We start from the raw sequence: 15,356 nt of genomic DNA on the forward strand, positions 1-15,356 counted from the left end.
ATCTTTACCCTGTGGCCAGAGCCGTACGCTGCGCCTCGTCGAGTTGTGCGCAGCCGCCCGAGGCGAGGTCGAGGAGCGCGTCCAGTTCCTCGCGCGCGAACGGCGCGCCCTCCGCGGTGCCCTGCACCTCCACGAAGCGCCCGTCGCCGGTGCGGACGACGTTCATGTCCGTCTCCGCCTTCACGTCCTCGGCGTAGTTGAGGTCGAGCAGCGGCACGCCGTCCACGATGCCGACGCTGACCGCGGCGACGGAGCCGGTCAGCGGCTCGGCGCGCCCCTTGACCAGCTTGTGCGCGCGCGCCCAGGTGACGGCGTCGGCCAGCGCGACGTACGCGCCGGTGATGGCGGCGGTACGGGTGCCGCCGTCGGCCTGGAGGACGTCGCAGTCGAGCACGACGGTGTTCTCGCCCAGCGCCCTGAAGTCCACGACGGCGCGCAGCGAGCGGCCGATGAGGCGGGAGATCTCGTGCGTCCTGCCGCCGATCTTGCCGCGCACCGACTCGCGGTCGCCGCGAGTGTTGGTGGCGCGCGGGAGCATCGCGTACTCGCCGGTGACCCACCCCTCGCCGCTGCCCCGGCGCCAGCGCGGGACGCCCTCGGTCACGCTGGCCGTGCACAGCACCCGGGTGTCCCCGAAGGAGACGAGGACCGAGCCCTCGGCGTGCTTGCTCCAGCCGCGTTCGATGCGGACGGGGCGGAGCTGGTCGGCCGAGCGGCCGTCGATACGAGACATGGGCCGAGCCTAGTCGGGGTCAGATCTCGTAGACCGCCCCGGGCCTGGCCAGCTCGACGGGCCCGTCGAAGGCGGCCTTGGCGTCGGAGAGGTTGACCTGCGCGTCGGTCCACGGCGGGATGTGCGTGAGGACGAGCCGCTCCGCGCCCGCGCGCTGGGCGCACTCCCCCGCCTCGCGGCCGTTGATGTGGACCTCGGGCAGGTCCTCCTTGCCGTCGGTGAACGACGCCTCGCACAGGAAGAGGTCGGCGCCGCGCGCCAGTTCCGTGAGGCTGTCGCAGCGGCCGGTGTCACCCGAGTAGCACAGGACGCGCCCCCGGTGTTCGACGCGGAAGCCGTACGTCTCCACGGGGTGGACGACGCGGTGCGCGGTGACGAGGAACGGGCCGACGGCGAACGGCCGGTCGGGCACGAGCGTGTGGAACGCGAAGACCTCGCTCATGGACCGCTCGGTGGGGGTGTCGTCGTACGCGGTCGTGAGGCGGTGCTCGGTGCCTGTCGGGCCGAAGACGGGGAGCTGCGGGCACCGGCCGCCCTCGTGGCGGTAGTAGCGCGCGACGAAGTAGGCGCACATGTCGATGCAGTGGTCCGGGTGCAGGTGGCTGAGCGCGACGGCGTCGATGTCGTACAGCCCGCAGTACTTCTGGAGCTCCCCGAGGGCGCCGTTGCCCAGGTCGAGGAGCAGCCGGAAGCCCTCGGCCTCGACCAGGTAGCTGGAGCAGGCCGAGTCCGCGGACGGGAAGGAACCCGAGCAGCCGACGACGGTGAGCTTCATGGAACGGGGAACCTCCGGTGTGGGGTTCGAACGACTCTAAGTCGCATCGGACCGTGCCGTGCCTCGCGCGTGCCGCGGTGTGGGCGGAATCACCAGCGCGGGGTACCGTCGCACGTGTGGACGGAGTGTGGTGGCTGGCGCTGGGCGCGGTGGCCGTTCTGGGGCTGATCGCGGCGGTGGTCGATGGCGCCGGGCGGCTGGGCGGCAGGCCCCGCCGCGGGCGGCGGCGCGGACGCCGCCGCGACTGATCACATCCGGCTGCGCGAGCGGGCACGGATGGCCAGCAGCAGACCCACCGCGATCCAGATCGCGAACATGGACGAGCCGCCGTAGGACAGGAACGGAAGCGGCAGGCCGGTCACCGGCATGATGCCGAGCGCCATCCCCATGTTCTGGAACGCCTGGAACGCGATCCACGCCACGATCGAGGCGGCGACGATCGTCCCGTACATGTCCGGCGCGCCCGAGGCGATGCGGCAGCCGCGCCACAGGATCACCCCGATGAGCACGATGACGGACGCGGCGCCGACGAAGCCGAGTTCCTCGCCGACGACGGTGAAGATGAAGTCGGTGTGCTGCTCGGGCACGAACTGCCCCGTCGTCTGGCTGCCGTGGAACAGGCCTTGGCCGGTCAGCCCGCCGGAACCGATCGCGATGCGGGCCTGGTTGGTGTTGTACCCGACCCCGGCCGGGTCGAGGGAGGGGTTGGCGAAGGCCGCGAACCGGTTGATCTGGTACGCGTCCAGCAGCCCGGCCTGCCAGACGGCCAGCGCGCCGCCGATGCCGAGGCCGATGAGCCCGAGGATCCAGCCGCGCCCGGTGCCCGACGCGATGAGCGCGCCGAGCGTGATGGCGGCGAGCACCATCGTCTGGCCGACGTCCGGCATCAGCATGATGATCACGGCGGGGAGCGCGACGAGGCCGAGGGCCTGGAGGACGGCGCGGGTGTCGGGGCGGGGGCGCTGGTCGCTCTCCAGCGGCGCGGCGAGCAGCGTCGCGACGGCGAGGATGACGCCGACCTTGACCAGCTCGGACGGCTGGAACGCGAAGCCGCCCGGCAGCTGGATCCAGCTGCGGGAGCCGTTGATGGAGGAGCCGAGCGGGCTGAGGACGGCCAGCGACATCAGCAGCGACAGGACGTACAGGACGGGGACGGCGTTCCGCAGCCGCACGTGCCCGAGCCAGACCATGACGGCGGCGAGCCCGCCGCCGATGCTGAGGTTCAGGATGTGGCGCAGCAGGAAGTACTGCGGGTCACCGTTGTTGAGGTCGGTCCTGCCGCGTGTCGCGGAGTAGACGAGCAGGGTGCCGAGGACGGCCAGGACACCGGCCGACCCGAGCAGCCACCAGTCGAGGCGCCGGACGACGGAGTCCCGGGCTCTGATCCTGGTCCAGACGGACTGCTCGGCGGCCGGCGGCGCGAGGGGGTAGCTGCGTACGGTCACTCCGGTGACGATACGTGGCGACGCGTGCGCCTTCGGTGATTACGCCCACAGCTGGCCGTGCAGCAGGGCGACCGCCTCCTCGGTGGACGCGGCGGTGTAGACGCCGGTGGACAGGTACTTCCAGCCGCCGTCGGCGACGACGAAGACGATGTCGGCCTCCTCGCCCGCCGCCACGGCCTTGCGCGCGGTGCCGAGCGCGGCGTGCAGGGCGGCGCCCGTGGAGATCCCGGCGAAGATGCCCTCCTCGGAGAGGAGTTCACGCGTCCGGGCGACGGCGTCCGTGGAGCTGACGGAGTAACGGGAGGTGAGCACGGCGGCGTCGTACAGCTCGGGCACGAAGCCCTCGTCGAGGTTCCGCAGCCCGTAGACCAGGTCGTCGTAGCGCGGTTCCGCGGCGATGATCTTCACGCCGGGGCGCTGCTCGCGCAGGTAGCGTCCGGCGCCCATGAGGGTGCCCGTGGTGCCGAGCCCGGCGACGAAGTGGGTGACCGAGGGCAGGTCGGCGAGGATCTCGGGGCCGGTCGTCGCGTAGTGGGCGCCCGCGTTGTCCGGGTTGCCGTACTGGTAGAGCATCACCCAGTCGGGGTGTTCCGCGGCCAGTTCCTTGGCGACGCGGACGGCGGTGTTCGAGCCGCCAGCGGCGGGGGACGAGATGATCTCGGCGCCCCACATGGCCAGCAGTTCCCGGCGCTCCGCCGAGGTGTTCTCCGGCATGACGCAGACGATCCGGTAGCCCTTGAGGCGGGCGGCCATGGCCAGGGAGATGCCCGTGTTGCCCGAGGTGGGCTCCAGGATGGTGCATCCGGGGGTGAGGCGCCCGTCCTTCTCGGCCTGTTCGATCATGAACAGCGCGGGGCGGTCCTTGATCGATCCTGTCGGGTTGCGGTCCTCCAGCTTCGCCCACACGCGGACGGACTCGGCCGGGGACAGCCGCGGCAGCCGTACGAGCGGGGTGTTGCCGACGGCTGCCAGCGGGGAGTCGAAGCGCATCAGCGCATGCCTCCGGCGACGGCCGGGAGGATCGTGACGCTGTCGCCGTCCTTGAGCGAGGTGGCGATGCCATCGAGGAAGCGCACGTCCTCGTCGTTCAGGTAGACGTTGATGAAACGGCGCAGCTCGCCGCCGTCCACCAGCCGCTCCCGGATGCCGGGGTGGCTGGCGTCCAGGTCCGCGAACAGCTCGGCGAGCGTGCCGCCGCTCCCCGCGACGGCCTTCTCGCCGTCGGTGTAGCTGCGCAGGATGGTCGGGATGCGGACCTCGATGGCCATGGGGGCTCCAGGGAAGACTCGGCTCGGGTGACGTGGACGGGCAGCGGACCGTGCGATCGACCGTGATCAGTCGCGACCGGTCGTGATCAACGAGACGCCGGACACAGGGCACCGGCGAGACGGCACAGATCGACATGCAGACGTGCCACGAGCAGCACACCGCCGCCCCGGATCTCGTCGCTCACGCCGTGGGGAACCATGGCGGCATCGTATCGATTCCCCCCAGGCCCCCCAGCGATCGGTTCATCATACGGACGTGGCCGTCCCGCAGGGTGGGACCGCAGGTCAGACGACCCGCACCTCCTCCTCGGTCACCACGCCCTCCACGATGCGGAACGACCGGAAGGAGACCGGCCCTTCGCCGCCGCCGCTCTCGGCGGTGGAGACGAGGACGTAGTGCGCGCCCGGCTCGTTCGCGTAGGTGATGTCGGTGCGCGAGGGGTACGCCTCGGTCGCGGTGTGCGAGTGGTAGACGACCACCGGCTCCTCGTCGCGGTCGTCCATCTCCCGGTAGAGCTTCAGCAGATCGCCCGAGTCGAACTCGTAGAACGTCGGGGAGCGGGCCGCGTTCAGCATGGGGACGAAACGCTCGGGCCGGTCGCTGCCCGCCGGTCCCGCGACGACGCCGCACGCCTCGTCGGGGTGATCGGCGCGGGCGTGGGCGGTGATCCGGTCCACCAGGTCCTGGGTGATGGTCAGCATGCGGTCAGGGTAGAGCGCGCCCTCCGGCTCACTGCGTGAGGGTGACGGACCCGGCGGGCGGTCCCGGGTCGTCCTCCGGCGGACCGGCCGCGCCGCCGGGGCCGCCGTCGGGGTCCTCGTCGGGCAGCCCGGCGTCGCGGCGGCGCAGGAAGACCTCGACCTTGCGCAGCTCGGCCCGTACGACGGGGGCGAGCAGGTAGAGCCCGATGATGTTGAAGACGGCGGCCAGGAAGAGGAAGACGTCCGCCAGGTCCACCAGCGTGCCCAGCGAGAGCAGCGCGCCCGCGACGATCATCACGCAGAACAGCGCCTTGTAGGCGGCGTCGGCGATCCGGCCGCCGCCGAAGAGGTAGGCCCACGCCTTCTGGCCGTAGTAGCCCCAGGTGATGATCGTGGCGAAGGCGAAGAGGAAGACGGCCACCGTCAGCACGCCGGGGAACCAGGGCAGGGCCGTCGCGAAGGCGTCGGAGGTGAGCGAGATCCCGGCCGTGGTGTCCCCGCCCTCGCCGCCCTGCGCGGCGGCCTCGCGCGCGGCGGCGTAGCTCGGGGCGCCCGCGACGACGATGGTGAGCGCGGTCATCGTGCACAGCACGACGGTGTCGGCGAACGGCTCCAGCAGCGCCACGAGCCCCTCGGTCGCGGGCCGGGTGGTCTTGACGGCGGAGTGGACGATGGGCGCCGAGCCGACGCCCGCCTCGTTGGAGAACGCGGCCCGCTGGAAGCCGGTGATCAGCGCCCCGGCCATGCCGCCCGCGACCCCCTCGGGGCGGAACGCCTCGCGCCAGATGGTGGCGACCGCGTCGGGGATCTGCGGCGCGTTGGCCAGCAGGACGACGAGACAGGCGGCGACGTACAGGACCGTCATCGCGGGCACGAGGCGGCTGGTCACGCGCCCGATGGCGCGCATGCCGCCGAGCAGCACGAGCGCGGCGAGCACGGCGACGACGACGCCGAAGAGCAGGGCGCCGCCCGAGCCGGTGAAGAACGCGGTGTGGTCCTCGGTGGCGGTGGCGAGCTGTTCGAGGGACTGGTTGACCTGGAAGAGGTTCCCGCCGAAGAAGGCGAAGAAGAGGATCATCGCGGCGGCGGGCGGGGCCAGGGCGCGGCCGAGGCGCGGCATGCCGCGTTCGGCGAGCCCCTTGGTGAGGTACTGCATGGGGCCGCCGGAGACGCGGCCCCGCGCGTCGATGTCGCGGTACTTCACGCCGAGTGTGCACTCGACGAACTTGGTGGCCATCCCGAGGAAGCCGCAGAGCATCATCCACAGCGTGGCGCCGGGACCGCCGACCGAGACGGCGATGGCGACACCGGCGATGTTGCCGAGGCCCGCCGTGCCGGACAGGGCGGACGTCAGCGCCTGGAAGTGGGTGACCTCGCCCGGCGCGTCCGGCTGCTCGTACCGCCCCGAGGCCAGCTTGAGCGCGGTGCCGAACCGCCGGATCTGGACGAAGCCGAACCCGGCCGTGAAGAGCAGCCCGGCGAGGACCAGCCAGCCGACGATGAGCGGGAAGCGCGTGCCCGCGATCCCGATCTCGCAGAAGACGACGGCGTTCAGGACATCGCGAACAGGTTCGAATACGTCATTGACGGCCGTGTCGATCCGGTCGGTCCATGATGCGTCGCTCGCCATGGCATGGGAGATTACCCATCGCCGCCCGCTATTCCGTGATTATCGGATCAGGGCGCCAGCGTTTCGATAAGTGATTCCTGAAGAAGTCCGAGCCAGGAATAGGCGATGACCAGCGGCCGGCCGGGATCGTCCTGCGGAGTGTCGAACAGACGGTCGCTGCTCTCGTCATCCGAAAGGCCGAGCCTGCTGCCGAGGGCGAGCCGCATGTCGTTCAGCGCGCCGAGCCAGCGCCGGGAGGCGTCCGCCTCCAGGGTCAGCAGCGCGTCCCCCTCCGTCTCGGCCGCGTCACGCGCCGCCGCGTCGAGACCGCCCACCATGAGCAGCAGGTTCTCCCGCTTGGCCGTGCGCAGCTCGGTCTCGGTGAACCGCCTGAACTCGGCGGACAGGCGCCTGGTCTCCTCGTCGGGCGGCGCGCCCGGCTCGCCGTAGGCGTCCGGGAAGAGGCGCGCGAGCGCGGGGTCGGACGGCGGTTCGCTGGGGCCCTCGGCGAACAGCGCGGCGAGCGGGTCGTCGCCGTCCGCCGGTCCTTCGCCAGGACCGATCAGTTCCAGCAGCTGCACGGCCAGGCTGCGGAGGATCGAGATCTCCGCCCCGTCCAGCGCGACGGCCGCCGCGCCGTCGCCGCTCTTCTCGAAACGTCCCGCCATCACCGTTCCTGCTGAAGCGTCGCCCAGAGGCCATATCCATGCATGGCCTGCACGTCCCGTTCCATTTCCTCGCGGCTGCCCTGCGAGACGGTCGCCCGCCCCTTCTCGTGCACGTCGCGCATGAGCTTGGTCGCCTTGTCCTTCGGATAACCGAAATAGGACTGGAAGACGTAGGTCACGTAGCTCATCAGGTTCACCGGGTCGTTGTGCACGACCGTCACCCATGGGACCTCGGGGAGCGGGGCCTCCACCCGTGCCTCGTCGGTCTCCGTGCGCTCGACTTCCATGGGCATCGCAGCACTCACGCCCCCCATGCTGCCACCGCAGCCCCCCCGATGGCCAAACGACGCCCGCGCGCCCCATATCGTCAATCTGACGAGATGGGGTGTACGCTGGCCGTCATGGATGCCACACACGACGCGGCTGGCCTGCCGGTGGCCGTGCCATCGACCGCCCTGTTCACCGACCAGTACGAACTGACCATGCTCCAGGCCGCGCTGCGCTCCGGCACGGCGCACCGGCGGTCGGTCTTCGAGGTCTTCACCCGCCGCCTGCCCGAGGGCCGCCGCTACGGCGTCGTGGCGGGCACGGGGCGCATGCTCGACGCGGTCGAGAACTTCCGCTTCGACCCCGCCATCCTGGCCTTCCTGCGCGAGCGGGAGATCGTGGACGCGCCGACCGTCGAGTGGCTGGCGGGCTACCGCTTCGGCGGCGACATCGACGGCTACCCCGAGGGCGAGGTGTACTTCCCCGGCTCGCCCCTGCTGCGCGTCGAAGGCACGTTCGCCGAGTGCGTCCTGCTGGAGACGGTGATCCTGTCGATCCTCAACTACGACTCGGCGGTCGCCGCGGCGGCCTCCCGGATGGCGGTGGCGGCGAACGGCAGGTCGCTCGTGGAGATGGGCGCCCGCCGGATGCACGAGCTGGCGGCCGTCGCCGCCTCGCGCGCGGCGTACATCGGGGGCTTCTCGACCACCTCCGACCTCGCGGCGGGCTTCCGCCACGGCATCCCCACCGTCGGCACCAGCGCGCACGCCTTCACCCTGCTGCACGACACGGAGCGCGAGGCGTTCACCGCGCAGGTCGCCTCGCTGGGCGAGGGCACGACGCTGCTGGTGGACACCTACGACGTCCGCGAGGCCGTGCGGATCGCCGTCGAGGTGGCGGGGCCCGACCTCGGCGCGGTGCGGATCGACTCGGGCGACCTGCTGATGGTCGCCCACCAGGTGCGGCGGCAGCTCGACGAGCTGGGCGCGCACGGCACCCGCATCGTCGTCACCAGCGACCTGGACGAGTACGCCATCGCGTCCCTGGCCGCCGCCCCGGTGGACGCCTACGGCGTGGGGACGCAGCTCGTCACCGGCAGCGGCCACCCGACGTGCTCGATGGTCTACAAGCTGGTCGCGCGGGCCGGGGACGACCCCGGGGCGCCGCTGGTGCCGGTGGCCAAGAGGTCGTCGGGCGGCAAGCTGTCCGTCGGCGGCCGGAAGTGGGCCGCGCGGCCCACCGACGAGGAGGGCGTGGCGACCGCCGAGGTGATCGGCACGGGCGAGGTCCCCGCCGAGTACGCCGGGCGGCTGCTCATGGCGCCGCTGATGCGCGCGGGGCGCGCCGTTGCCAGGGAACGGCTCGACGCGGCCCGCGACCGCCACGTACGGGCCCGCGCGGGGCTGCCGCTGTCCGCGACGCAGCTCTCGCGCGGCGAACCCGCCCTGCCGACCCGCTACCTGACCACGCCCTCCGCCTGACGCCGCCGTCCCGGGGCCGTAGGCTCGGGGCCGGTCCGCGCGAACCCACTCGAAGAGGTGTCCATCACATGCACCGCGCCCTGATCGTCGTCGATGTCCAGAACGACTTCTGCGAGGGCGGCTCGCTCGCGGTCACGGGCGGCGCGGACGTCGCCGCCGCGATCACCGACCTGATCGGCGCGGCCACGCCCGCGTACGACCACGTCGTCGCCACCCGCGACCACCACATCGCGCCGGGCGACCACTTCTCCGACACCCCGGACTTCGTCCACTCCTGGCCGAGGCACTGCGTCGCGGGCACCGAGGGCGTCGGCTTCCACCCGAACTTCGCGCCGGCCGTCACCGCCGGGTCCGTGGACGCCTGCTTCGACAAGGGCGCCTACTCGGCCGCCTACAGCGGCTTCGAGGGGACGGACGAGTCGGGCGCAGGACTCGCCCGGTGGCTGCACGCGCGCAACGTGACGGCGGTGGACGTCGTGGGCATCGCGACCGACCACTGCGTGCGGGCCACGGCCCTGGACGCCGCCCGCGAGGGCTTCGCCACCCGCGTCCTGCTGAGCCTCACCGCGGGCGTGTCCCGCGCGACGACGGACCGGGCCCTGGCCGAGCTGCGGGCCGCCGGGGTCGAGCTGACGGGCGAGCCGGTCGTCAGCGGCTGACTCCCCTGCCGGGACCTCCCCCGCGCGTGGCGCCGGGGGACGAGCGGACGGCGGCGGGCCCGGGGCCCGTCACGCCCTGCGCCTGGCCCTGCGGGGCGGCGACGGGGAGCGCCCGGCCGTGCCGGTGCGGGTAGGAGCGGCGCCTGCGGCGCGCCGGGCCGACGAGCCGGGCCATCGGGCACCAGCCCGCGGCGGCGTCGCAGGAGGCGGGGCGCCAGACGGCGCCGTCCGGGTGGTACAGGACCGCCGAGATCTCGTCGGGGGTGGGCGGCGCCCCGTTGCCGCGCAGCGACAGCACGCGCAGGCCGAGGTTCCGCAGGCGCGTCAGCGCCCGCGGGCGGTTCGCGGCGTGGACCAGCACACGGACGGCGTGTCCCTGCTCCCCGTGCCCCTGCTCTCGGGGGTGCGGGAGCACGAGCGCGACAACGACACTGCCGTCCGGCAGCTGGATGAAACCTCCATCGGACATGACACACATCTTTACGCGCTTGCCCGCCGTCCGTCGAGAGGTAGTCAGCAAAATGACCTCTGACCTGCGGCTTTACCTATTCGAACACCAGTGGCCATGATCTCGTCACGCTGCGCTGCTAAAGATCTCCCCCGGGCACTTGTAGGGAGGCCACTGTCCCGCCCGCCCTGGCCCACCCCGCCGATCGCGTTCTGACGGACGGTCACCACATCGAACAGCCGTGCGCCCCCCGTGCTTCCCCCCACGCCCCGCACCACGGTTGCACGGCTCCCGGCGGGGGCATCGAGGCCCGTAGAGGCGTGCGGACGGCGGCCGTTCACGGTCACGCGCGCGCACGCACGCACGCACGCCGACGGGATCACGACGAGGACGGAACCGACATGCCGCACCCGACTCCCGCGCAACTCGTCTCCGGCTCGGTGACCGTCGTCGGAAGCGCGCTCGCGCTCCTCCTCCTGCTGCCCTCGGGTTCCGCCCTCGCGCTCACGGCCGTCGCCGCGGTGTCCCTCACGCTCGGCACCGTCGCGGCGCTCGCGGCGGCGCCGGAACGCGCCGCGCGCAACCGCCGGGCACACGCGCGGTCCGTGTCCGAGCGCGCGGCGGTCAGACGGCCGTGACGACCACCGTCCGGGCCGACTTGTCGTGCAGACACTGGCGGTACGGCTGGTCCCAGGTGCACCACAGCACGTTCACCAGCCAGAAGAGGAACCCGATGCACGGCACGAGCTGCGGCAGCGAGTAGACGGCCGCCCGGTTCCAGGCCGGGTTGCCGCGCGGCACCGCGCCGTCGTCCAGCATCGCCACCCGGATACGCACCGCCATCTTGCCGAGCGTCTGGCCGCGGGCGCTCAGCATCAGCCCCTCGTAGAGGAAGTAGACCAGCAGCACGATCGCTTGCTGCGTCCAGGAGCCGCCGGTGCTCGCGTTCTCGTTCCAGTCGTAGTCGCCGCGCAGCGGCCACAGGAGCAGCGACACCGGGACGCCCACGACGATCGCGTCGATGACCCGCGCGATCAACCGCCGGAAGCGGGACGGCAGCGGGGGCATCCCGGCCAGGGGATCGACGGCCCCCTCGCCGTTGCCGTACGGGTTGGCGCCGTACGGGTCGCCGGGCGGCGGGGCCTTGGGGATGCCCGGGTCGGGACCGGCGGGCTCGCCCGGCGCGCGGTCGCCGTCGCGGTCGGGGTCGCCCTCGTCGCCGGGTCGCGGCTGATCGGTGGTCATGAGGCCCAGTGCAACCCGGCCCGGCGCCCGGCGCATCCGGCGCCGGGCGATCGGGTCACGGCACTGGGCCGGGCGGGGTCAGTTCCGCGCGGGCTCCGGCTCGCCGTTCCGCTTCCCCGCGACGAACGTCTTGGCCGCCTTGTCGTGCCACGCCTGGCGCCACGGCTTGTCGCGCGCGCCCATCACCAGGCTGACGACGCCGACGACGAACAGGGCCGACGCATTGAACACCAGCCAGCGCAGGAGTGCCGCGCCGAACGAGGGCTTCTCCTGGTTCTGGAGGTCGAGCACGCGCGCGCCGACCATGCCCTTGCCCGGCGTCGTCCCCCAGATGGCGGTGGGCAGTGCCTCGAACAGCAGCCCGACCACCAGGAACACGCCGAGGACGAGCGCGATGTAGCCGCCCGTCGTGCCGTCCACCAGCCAGATCTGCCGGGTGACACCGGCGCGTTCCGCCGCGTCGATCTGGTCCTGGATGTGGTCACGCGCGCTGCCGAGCAGCGGCCAGGCGACGGCGGCGGCGACGGCGGTGGGCAGCAGCGTGTCCACGATCCGCGCCAGGAGGCGCCGCCCCAGCTTCGCCGGGTACGGGCGTCCTGGATCGACCAGGCGGCCCGTCATGGTGAGCGGCGCGCCCTCGTGCGACTGGAGGAACGGCGACTGCGACGGGTTCGCGGCCTGCGGCGGGTAGCCGTAGCCGCCCTGGCCGCCCGGCTGCACCGGCGGCGGGTAGCCGTAGCCCCCGGGGCCCGCCTGCTGGGGGTGCGGGAAGCCGTAACCCCCGGGCGGCGTGCCCGGTTGCTGCGCGCCAGGCTGCGGATAGCCGTAACCCGGCGGGGGTCCCGTCTGGGCCGGGATGCCCTGCGGCGGGCTGACGTGGCCCGGCTGCGGGCCCGCGTTCTGCGGCGGGACGGCCGCTCCCGGCAGGCCGAGCCCCGGCACGCCCTGCGGCGGGCTCGCCTGCGCGGGCGGCACGGGGCCGCCTTGCGCCGGGGTGCCGGGGGCCTGGCGGGCGAGGTCGTGGACCTGCCGCTCCCAGGAGCCGCCGCTCTCCGTCCTGCGCAGGGCCGCCGTCTGCGGGTCCGTCACCTCGGGGGCGTCCGCGCGCGGCTCCTGGTGCCCTTGGCCCGGCACGGCCGCGCCGTCGGCCGGGGTCCGGCCGAACGGGGAGCGCGGGTCGGAGCCCTGCGCCACGGCGGCGGACGGTGAGGCGCTGACGTCCTCGTCGGAACCCCACGGGGCGCGCTGGTCGCCGCCGCCCGCCCACGCGGCGCCGCCCGCGGCGGGCGCGACGTCGCCGCGCCTGCGCAGCTCGGGCAGGGAACTGCCGGACGCCTGGTCGGGGATCAGCCGCTCGCCCGCGTCGCCGCCCGCGGCGGCGGGGAGGCTGTCCTCGTCGAAGAAGAAGGGCTGCGTCTCGTGTTTGGGCGGGTCCTGGGCCGGGCCGGGCGCCGGGTTCGCCGATCCGCTGGGCGGGGTGGGCACGGGCTCGCCCTCCCGCGGCTCAGGCCGGCTGCTGCCCGGCACCCACGAGGTGCCGTTCCAGTACCGGATGTAGCCGGGAATGGACGGGTCCGGATACCAGTTGGGCCCCGGGCCGTCGCCTGCGGGTGGGGAGCTCATACGCGGTCCGAATCTCCTCGTCCGTTACGTCCGTACAGTCTGTCGCGCTGCTGGAGCAGCATCGTAGTCGCCGGGCGGCCCGCCGGTTCGCCCGCGGGTCAGGACAGGACCCTAACGAACGCGCGGCGGTCGCGGGCGCCCCTCCGTACGCAACAGCCGTACGACGACGCTCACATCGAGCGTATCGCCGCCCGGAGCGGGGTGTGCAGGCCGAGGAGGTCGGTGTTGTCGGCCCACTGGTCGGCGGCGCCCGTGAGTGGCAGGCGCCGCAACGCGGGGTCGGTGACGGTCGCGCGCAGCGCCTCGGCGAACCGCTGGGCGCCGATGACGAGATACGGGCGTCCGTGGAAGGGCCGCCGCGACGGGTCGAGGGGCGGCGCGAGCCCCGACTCGTTCTGGACGGCGGCGACTCGCTCGTACGCCGTGCACAAGTGGCGTTCGCGCAGGGGCGCTCCGGTGGCGGCGAGGGCGCCGCGCAGGTGCGGGGTCAGCTCCGCCGCGACGGGCAGGCGGGCGAACGCGCTGCCGAGCCACTTGCTGTAGGGCGCGTAACGGCGGGCCAGCAGCAGGCACAGCCGCATCAGGTCGCGGACGAGACGGCCCGTGACGACGGCGGCGCCGAGGTCGTCGCCCGCCTCGGCGCAGCGCCCGGGGAACGCCTCCTCCTGGGCTATGCGTTGCCACTGGCAGGCCAGCAGATGACGCCACACCTGGTCGGGGTACCAGCTCAACGCCCCTCTTGCGGCGGTCAGTTCCCCGCTGTCGTCACGGAACACCTCGCCCCCGGTGGCCTCGGCGAGCCGCTGCTGGGGCATCGCGAGCCAGTCCTCGGTGACGGGCTCCCGGTGGCGCAGCCCGAGCGTCGCCGCGAGCCAGGAGTCCAGGTCGGTCACCCCGACGCGGTGCGCGACCGGCCCGTCCGTGCGGGCCATCCGGCCGACGGGGTCGAGCGGGTCGTCTCCCCCCTCGAAGTGCGTGGGCCAGCCGTGGACCTCCTTCGGCAGCCGCTCGGCGAACAGCCGCACGAGGTCCGCGCCGTGCGCGGCGGCGTCGGGCGCGGAGAGGAACAGCGTCAGACGCGGGCCCCACTCGTGGTCGGCCGAGCGGGCCGAGTCGAGGCCGAGCACCTCGGAACCGGAACCGACGCGGGCGGCGGCGTACCGCAGCCCAGGCAGCGCCTCCGCCAGGAGGGGCCGCACCGCCTCCTCGTACAGGTACCGGGACAGACGCAGACCGGGGAGGAAGCGCGCGTGCGTGGGAGACATACGTTCCACTCTCTGCGCGCGGGGCGGGAGGGTCCAGTGGTTTACGGGGCCGATCGGGCGGCGTCGGGCGGATGCCGGAATCAATTCCGGGAAACCGCGTAATGAATCGCCGCACGGCCCCTCTATCTCTTGCGTGCGGGCCGCCGGGCGGGCCGCGAGGACAGCACAGGAGAGAGAGGGCGCATCTCATGCACACCATCATCGAGCGCGAGCTCGACATCGAGCTGGTGCTCTCGGCGGAGCGCAGTGTCCCCGTGCCGGCGCGGCTCGTGTACCGGTCGAACGACCCGTTCGCCGTGCATGTCACCTTCCACATCGGCTCGGACGTGCCGGTGCACTGGACGTTCGCGCGCGACCTGCTGGTCGAGGGGGTGTTCAGGCCGTGCGGGGAGGGCGACGTGCGGGTGTGGCCGAGCGGCCCCGACAGCAGGCGCGTCATCTTCTTCGCGCTGCGCTCACCGGACGGGGACGCGCTGCTGAAGGCCCCGGCGCCGGTCGTCTCCGCCTGGCTGGAGCGGACGCTGCGCGTCGTGCCGCCGGGTGAGGAGACCGACCAGATCGACGCCGAGGAGTGCCTGTTCGCCCTGCTCACCGCCCGCCCGGCGGACGACGGGGGGGACGGCCGCCCGTGAGCCGCGCGGGCCACCCCGCGCCACCCCGGGGGACGGGGACGCCGCCGCGCCCGCATTCTCCCGGCCGTGGCGGGGCGTGAAGCCGTCGGGCCGGGGCATCATCAAGGAACCACCCCCCAAGAGCCGCCCCCGCGACCTGCACTCGCGGGGGCGGTTTCCGTGCGGGGGCCGGGGGTGTGGCGCAGCGCCCGCGGGCGGCATGACACGGTGCGACGCGTGCCCCGCACCCTCCGGTTCTTCTTCAGCCACGGCGTCCAGGACACCCCGTTGTGGCCCGACGACGTGGACAGCCCGTACGGCTACCCGTGCGATCTGCGGCGGTTGCCGATCGGCCGGGCGACCAGGACCGAGCTCGCCCGGTTGTGCGAGTGCTACCAGTCGTCCCTGGACGTGGACGATCCCGGCGGCGCGTCCCCGTGGCCCGAGGAGCGACGGGAGCTGTTCGAACAGCGGGCGGACGCCGCGCTCGTGGCGCTGCGACGCGACCTCGGTGACGGTTGGGTGGTCGTGGACCGGCGTTCCCGCCACCGCTGATC

General features: G+C 73.2%; 20 protein-coding genes. 6 read left to right on the forward strand and 14 right to left on the reverse strand.

All coding sequences use genetic code 11. The features are described from left to right. Positions 1–4: 4 nt before the first annotated feature. Together rph and IF27_RS06275 are read right to left on the reverse strand one after the other, a co-directional pair. On the reverse strand, positions 5–733 hold the full coding sequence (rph, locus tag IF27_RS06270; protein WP_052848335.1) for a ribonuclease PH: 729 nt from the start codon (positions 731–733) through the stop codon (positions 5–7). A gap of 19 nt (positions 734–752) precedes the next feature. After that, positions 753–1,508 (reverse strand): MBL fold metallo-hydrolase, encoded by a 756-nt coding sequence (locus IF27_RS06275; protein ID WP_052848336.1) that lies wholly within the window; start codon positions 1,506–1,508, stop codon positions 753–755. A 116-nt stretch (positions 1,509–1,624) separates the two neighbouring features. Here IF27_RS06275 and IF27_RS31780 point away from each other — a divergent pair, with 116 nt between their 5' ends. Continuing rightward, complete coding sequence (locus tag IF27_RS31780; RefSeq protein WP_263053830.1) at positions 1,625–1,756, forward strand: hypothetical protein; 132 nt, start codon at positions 1,625–1,627, stop codon at positions 1,754–1,756. Here the strand turns inward: IF27_RS31780 and IF27_RS06280 are convergent, their stop codons facing one another. From IF27_RS06280 to clpS, 8 genes are all read right to left on the reverse strand, one after another. Next, complete coding sequence (locus IF27_RS06280; RefSeq protein WP_052848337.1) at positions 1,757–2,953, reverse strand: FtsW/RodA/SpoVE family cell cycle protein; 1,197 nt, start codon at positions 2,951–2,953, stop codon at positions 1,757–1,759. It lies immediately after the preceding gene. 39 nt (positions 2,954–2,992) lie between these two features. Then, positions 2,993–3,943 carry a PLP-dependent cysteine synthase family protein gene (locus tag IF27_RS06285; RefSeq protein WP_052848338.1) on the reverse strand — a complete coding sequence of 317 codons (951 nt, stop codon included), beginning with the start codon at positions 3,941–3,943 and terminating at the stop codon, positions 2,993–2,995. Further along, entirely contained in the window at positions 3,943–4,221 is a 279-nt protein-coding gene (locus tag IF27_RS06290; protein ID WP_052848339.1) for a MoaD/ThiS family protein, read from the reverse strand. The genes IF27_RS06285 and IF27_RS06290 overlap by 1 nt, the downstream gene beginning before the upstream one ends. A gap of 86 nt (positions 4,222–4,307) precedes the next feature. Further along, positions 4,308–4,421, reverse strand: coding sequence for a putative leader peptide (locus IF27_RS31930; RefSeq protein WP_338058193.1), 114 nt, complete (start codon positions 4,419–4,421; stop codon positions 4,308–4,310). Between the two features lie 85 nt (positions 4,422–4,506). Then, positions 4,507–4,923: a M67 family metallopeptidase gene (locus IF27_RS06295; protein ID WP_052848340.1), complete on the reverse strand. Its 417-nt coding sequence runs from the start codon at positions 4,921–4,923 to the stop codon at positions 4,507–4,509. Between the two features lie 28 nt (positions 4,924–4,951). Then, positions 4,952–6,553: an alanine/glycine:cation symporter family protein gene (locus IF27_RS06300; protein ID WP_110945590.1), complete on the reverse strand. Its 1,602-nt coding sequence runs from the start codon at positions 6,551–6,553 to the stop codon at positions 4,952–4,954. 47 nt (positions 6,554–6,600) lie between these two features. Further along, positions 6,601–7,200 carry a DUF2017 domain-containing protein gene (locus tag IF27_RS06305; protein ID WP_052848341.1) on the reverse strand — a complete coding sequence of 200 codons (600 nt, stop codon included), beginning with the start codon at positions 7,198–7,200 and terminating at the stop codon, positions 6,601–6,603. Further along, the gene (gene clpS, locus IF27_RS06310) at positions 7,200–7,514 is read right to left on the reverse strand and encodes an ATP-dependent Clp protease adapter ClpS (protein WP_052848342.1); all 315 of its coding nucleotides are present in this window, start codon (positions 7,512–7,514) and stop codon (positions 7,200–7,202) included. The genes IF27_RS06305 and clpS overlap by 1 nt, the downstream gene beginning before the upstream one ends. A gap of 87 nt (positions 7,515–7,601) precedes the next feature. Here clpS and IF27_RS06315 point away from each other — a divergent pair, with 87 nt between their 5' ends. Together IF27_RS06315 and IF27_RS06320 are read left to right on the forward strand one after the other, a co-directional pair. Next, positions 7,602–8,948: a nicotinate phosphoribosyltransferase gene (locus tag IF27_RS06315; RefSeq protein ID WP_052848461.1), complete on the forward strand. Its 1,347-nt coding sequence runs from the start codon at positions 7,602–7,604 to the stop codon at positions 8,946–8,948. 68 nt (positions 8,949–9,016) lie between these two features. Beyond that, positions 9,017–9,607, forward strand: coding sequence for an isochorismatase family protein (locus IF27_RS06320; protein WP_052848343.1), 591 nt, complete (start codon positions 9,017–9,019; stop codon positions 9,605–9,607). Here IF27_RS06320 and IF27_RS32005 read toward each other — a convergent pair. Then, positions 9,597–10,076, reverse strand: a complete 480-nt coding sequence (locus IF27_RS32005; protein WP_420821980.1) for a hypothetical protein — start codon at positions 10,074–10,076, stop codon at positions 9,597–9,599. The genes IF27_RS06320 and IF27_RS32005 overlap by 11 nt on opposite strands. A gap of 380 nt (positions 10,077–10,456) precedes the next feature. Between IF27_RS32005 and IF27_RS06330 the strand changes: the two genes are divergently transcribed. Continuing rightward, entirely contained in the window at positions 10,457–10,693 is a 237-nt protein-coding gene (locus tag IF27_RS06330) for a hypothetical protein (protein WP_052848344.1), read from the forward strand. Here the strand turns inward: IF27_RS06330 and IF27_RS06335 are convergent. The 3 genes from IF27_RS06335 to IF27_RS06345 all read right to left on the reverse strand — a co-directional run bounded on the left by IF27_RS06335 (position 10,680) and on the right by IF27_RS06345 (position 14,188). Further along, the gene (locus tag IF27_RS06335; RefSeq protein WP_052848345.1) at positions 10,680–11,300 is read right to left on the reverse strand and encodes an RDD family protein; all 621 of its coding nucleotides are present in this window, start codon (positions 11,298–11,300) and stop codon (positions 10,680–10,682) included. The genes IF27_RS06330 and IF27_RS06335 overlap by 14 nt on opposite strands. A gap of 78 nt (positions 11,301–11,378) precedes the next feature. Then, entirely contained in the window at positions 11,379–12,923 is a 1,545-nt protein-coding gene (locus IF27_RS06340) for an RDD family protein (RefSeq protein ID WP_052848346.1), read from the reverse strand. Positions 12,924–13,093: 170 nt separating this feature from the next. Next, complete coding sequence (locus IF27_RS06345) at positions 13,094–14,188, reverse strand: DUF4037 domain-containing protein (RefSeq protein WP_052848347.1); 1,095 nt, start codon at positions 14,186–14,188, stop codon at positions 13,094–13,096. A 188-nt stretch (positions 14,189–14,376) separates the two neighbouring features. Between IF27_RS06345 and IF27_RS06350 the strand changes: the two genes are divergently transcribed. Further along, positions 14,377–14,820, forward strand: coding sequence for an SsgA family sporulation/cell division regulator (locus IF27_RS06350; RefSeq protein WP_052848348.1), 444 nt, complete (start codon positions 14,377–14,379; stop codon positions 14,818–14,820). Positions 14,821–15,036: 216 nt separating this feature from the next. Further along, positions 15,037–15,354, forward strand: a complete 318-nt coding sequence (locus IF27_RS06355; RefSeq protein WP_052848349.1) for a hypothetical protein — start codon at positions 15,037–15,039, stop codon at positions 15,352–15,354. The last annotated feature ends 2 nt before the right edge of the window (positions 15,355–15,356 follow it).

The sequence above is a fragment of the Streptomyces avicenniae genome (assembly GCF_000719135.1).
GTDB classification, from domain to species: Bacteria; Actinomycetota; Actinomycetes; order Streptomycetales; family Streptomycetaceae; genus Streptomyces; species Streptomyces avicenniae.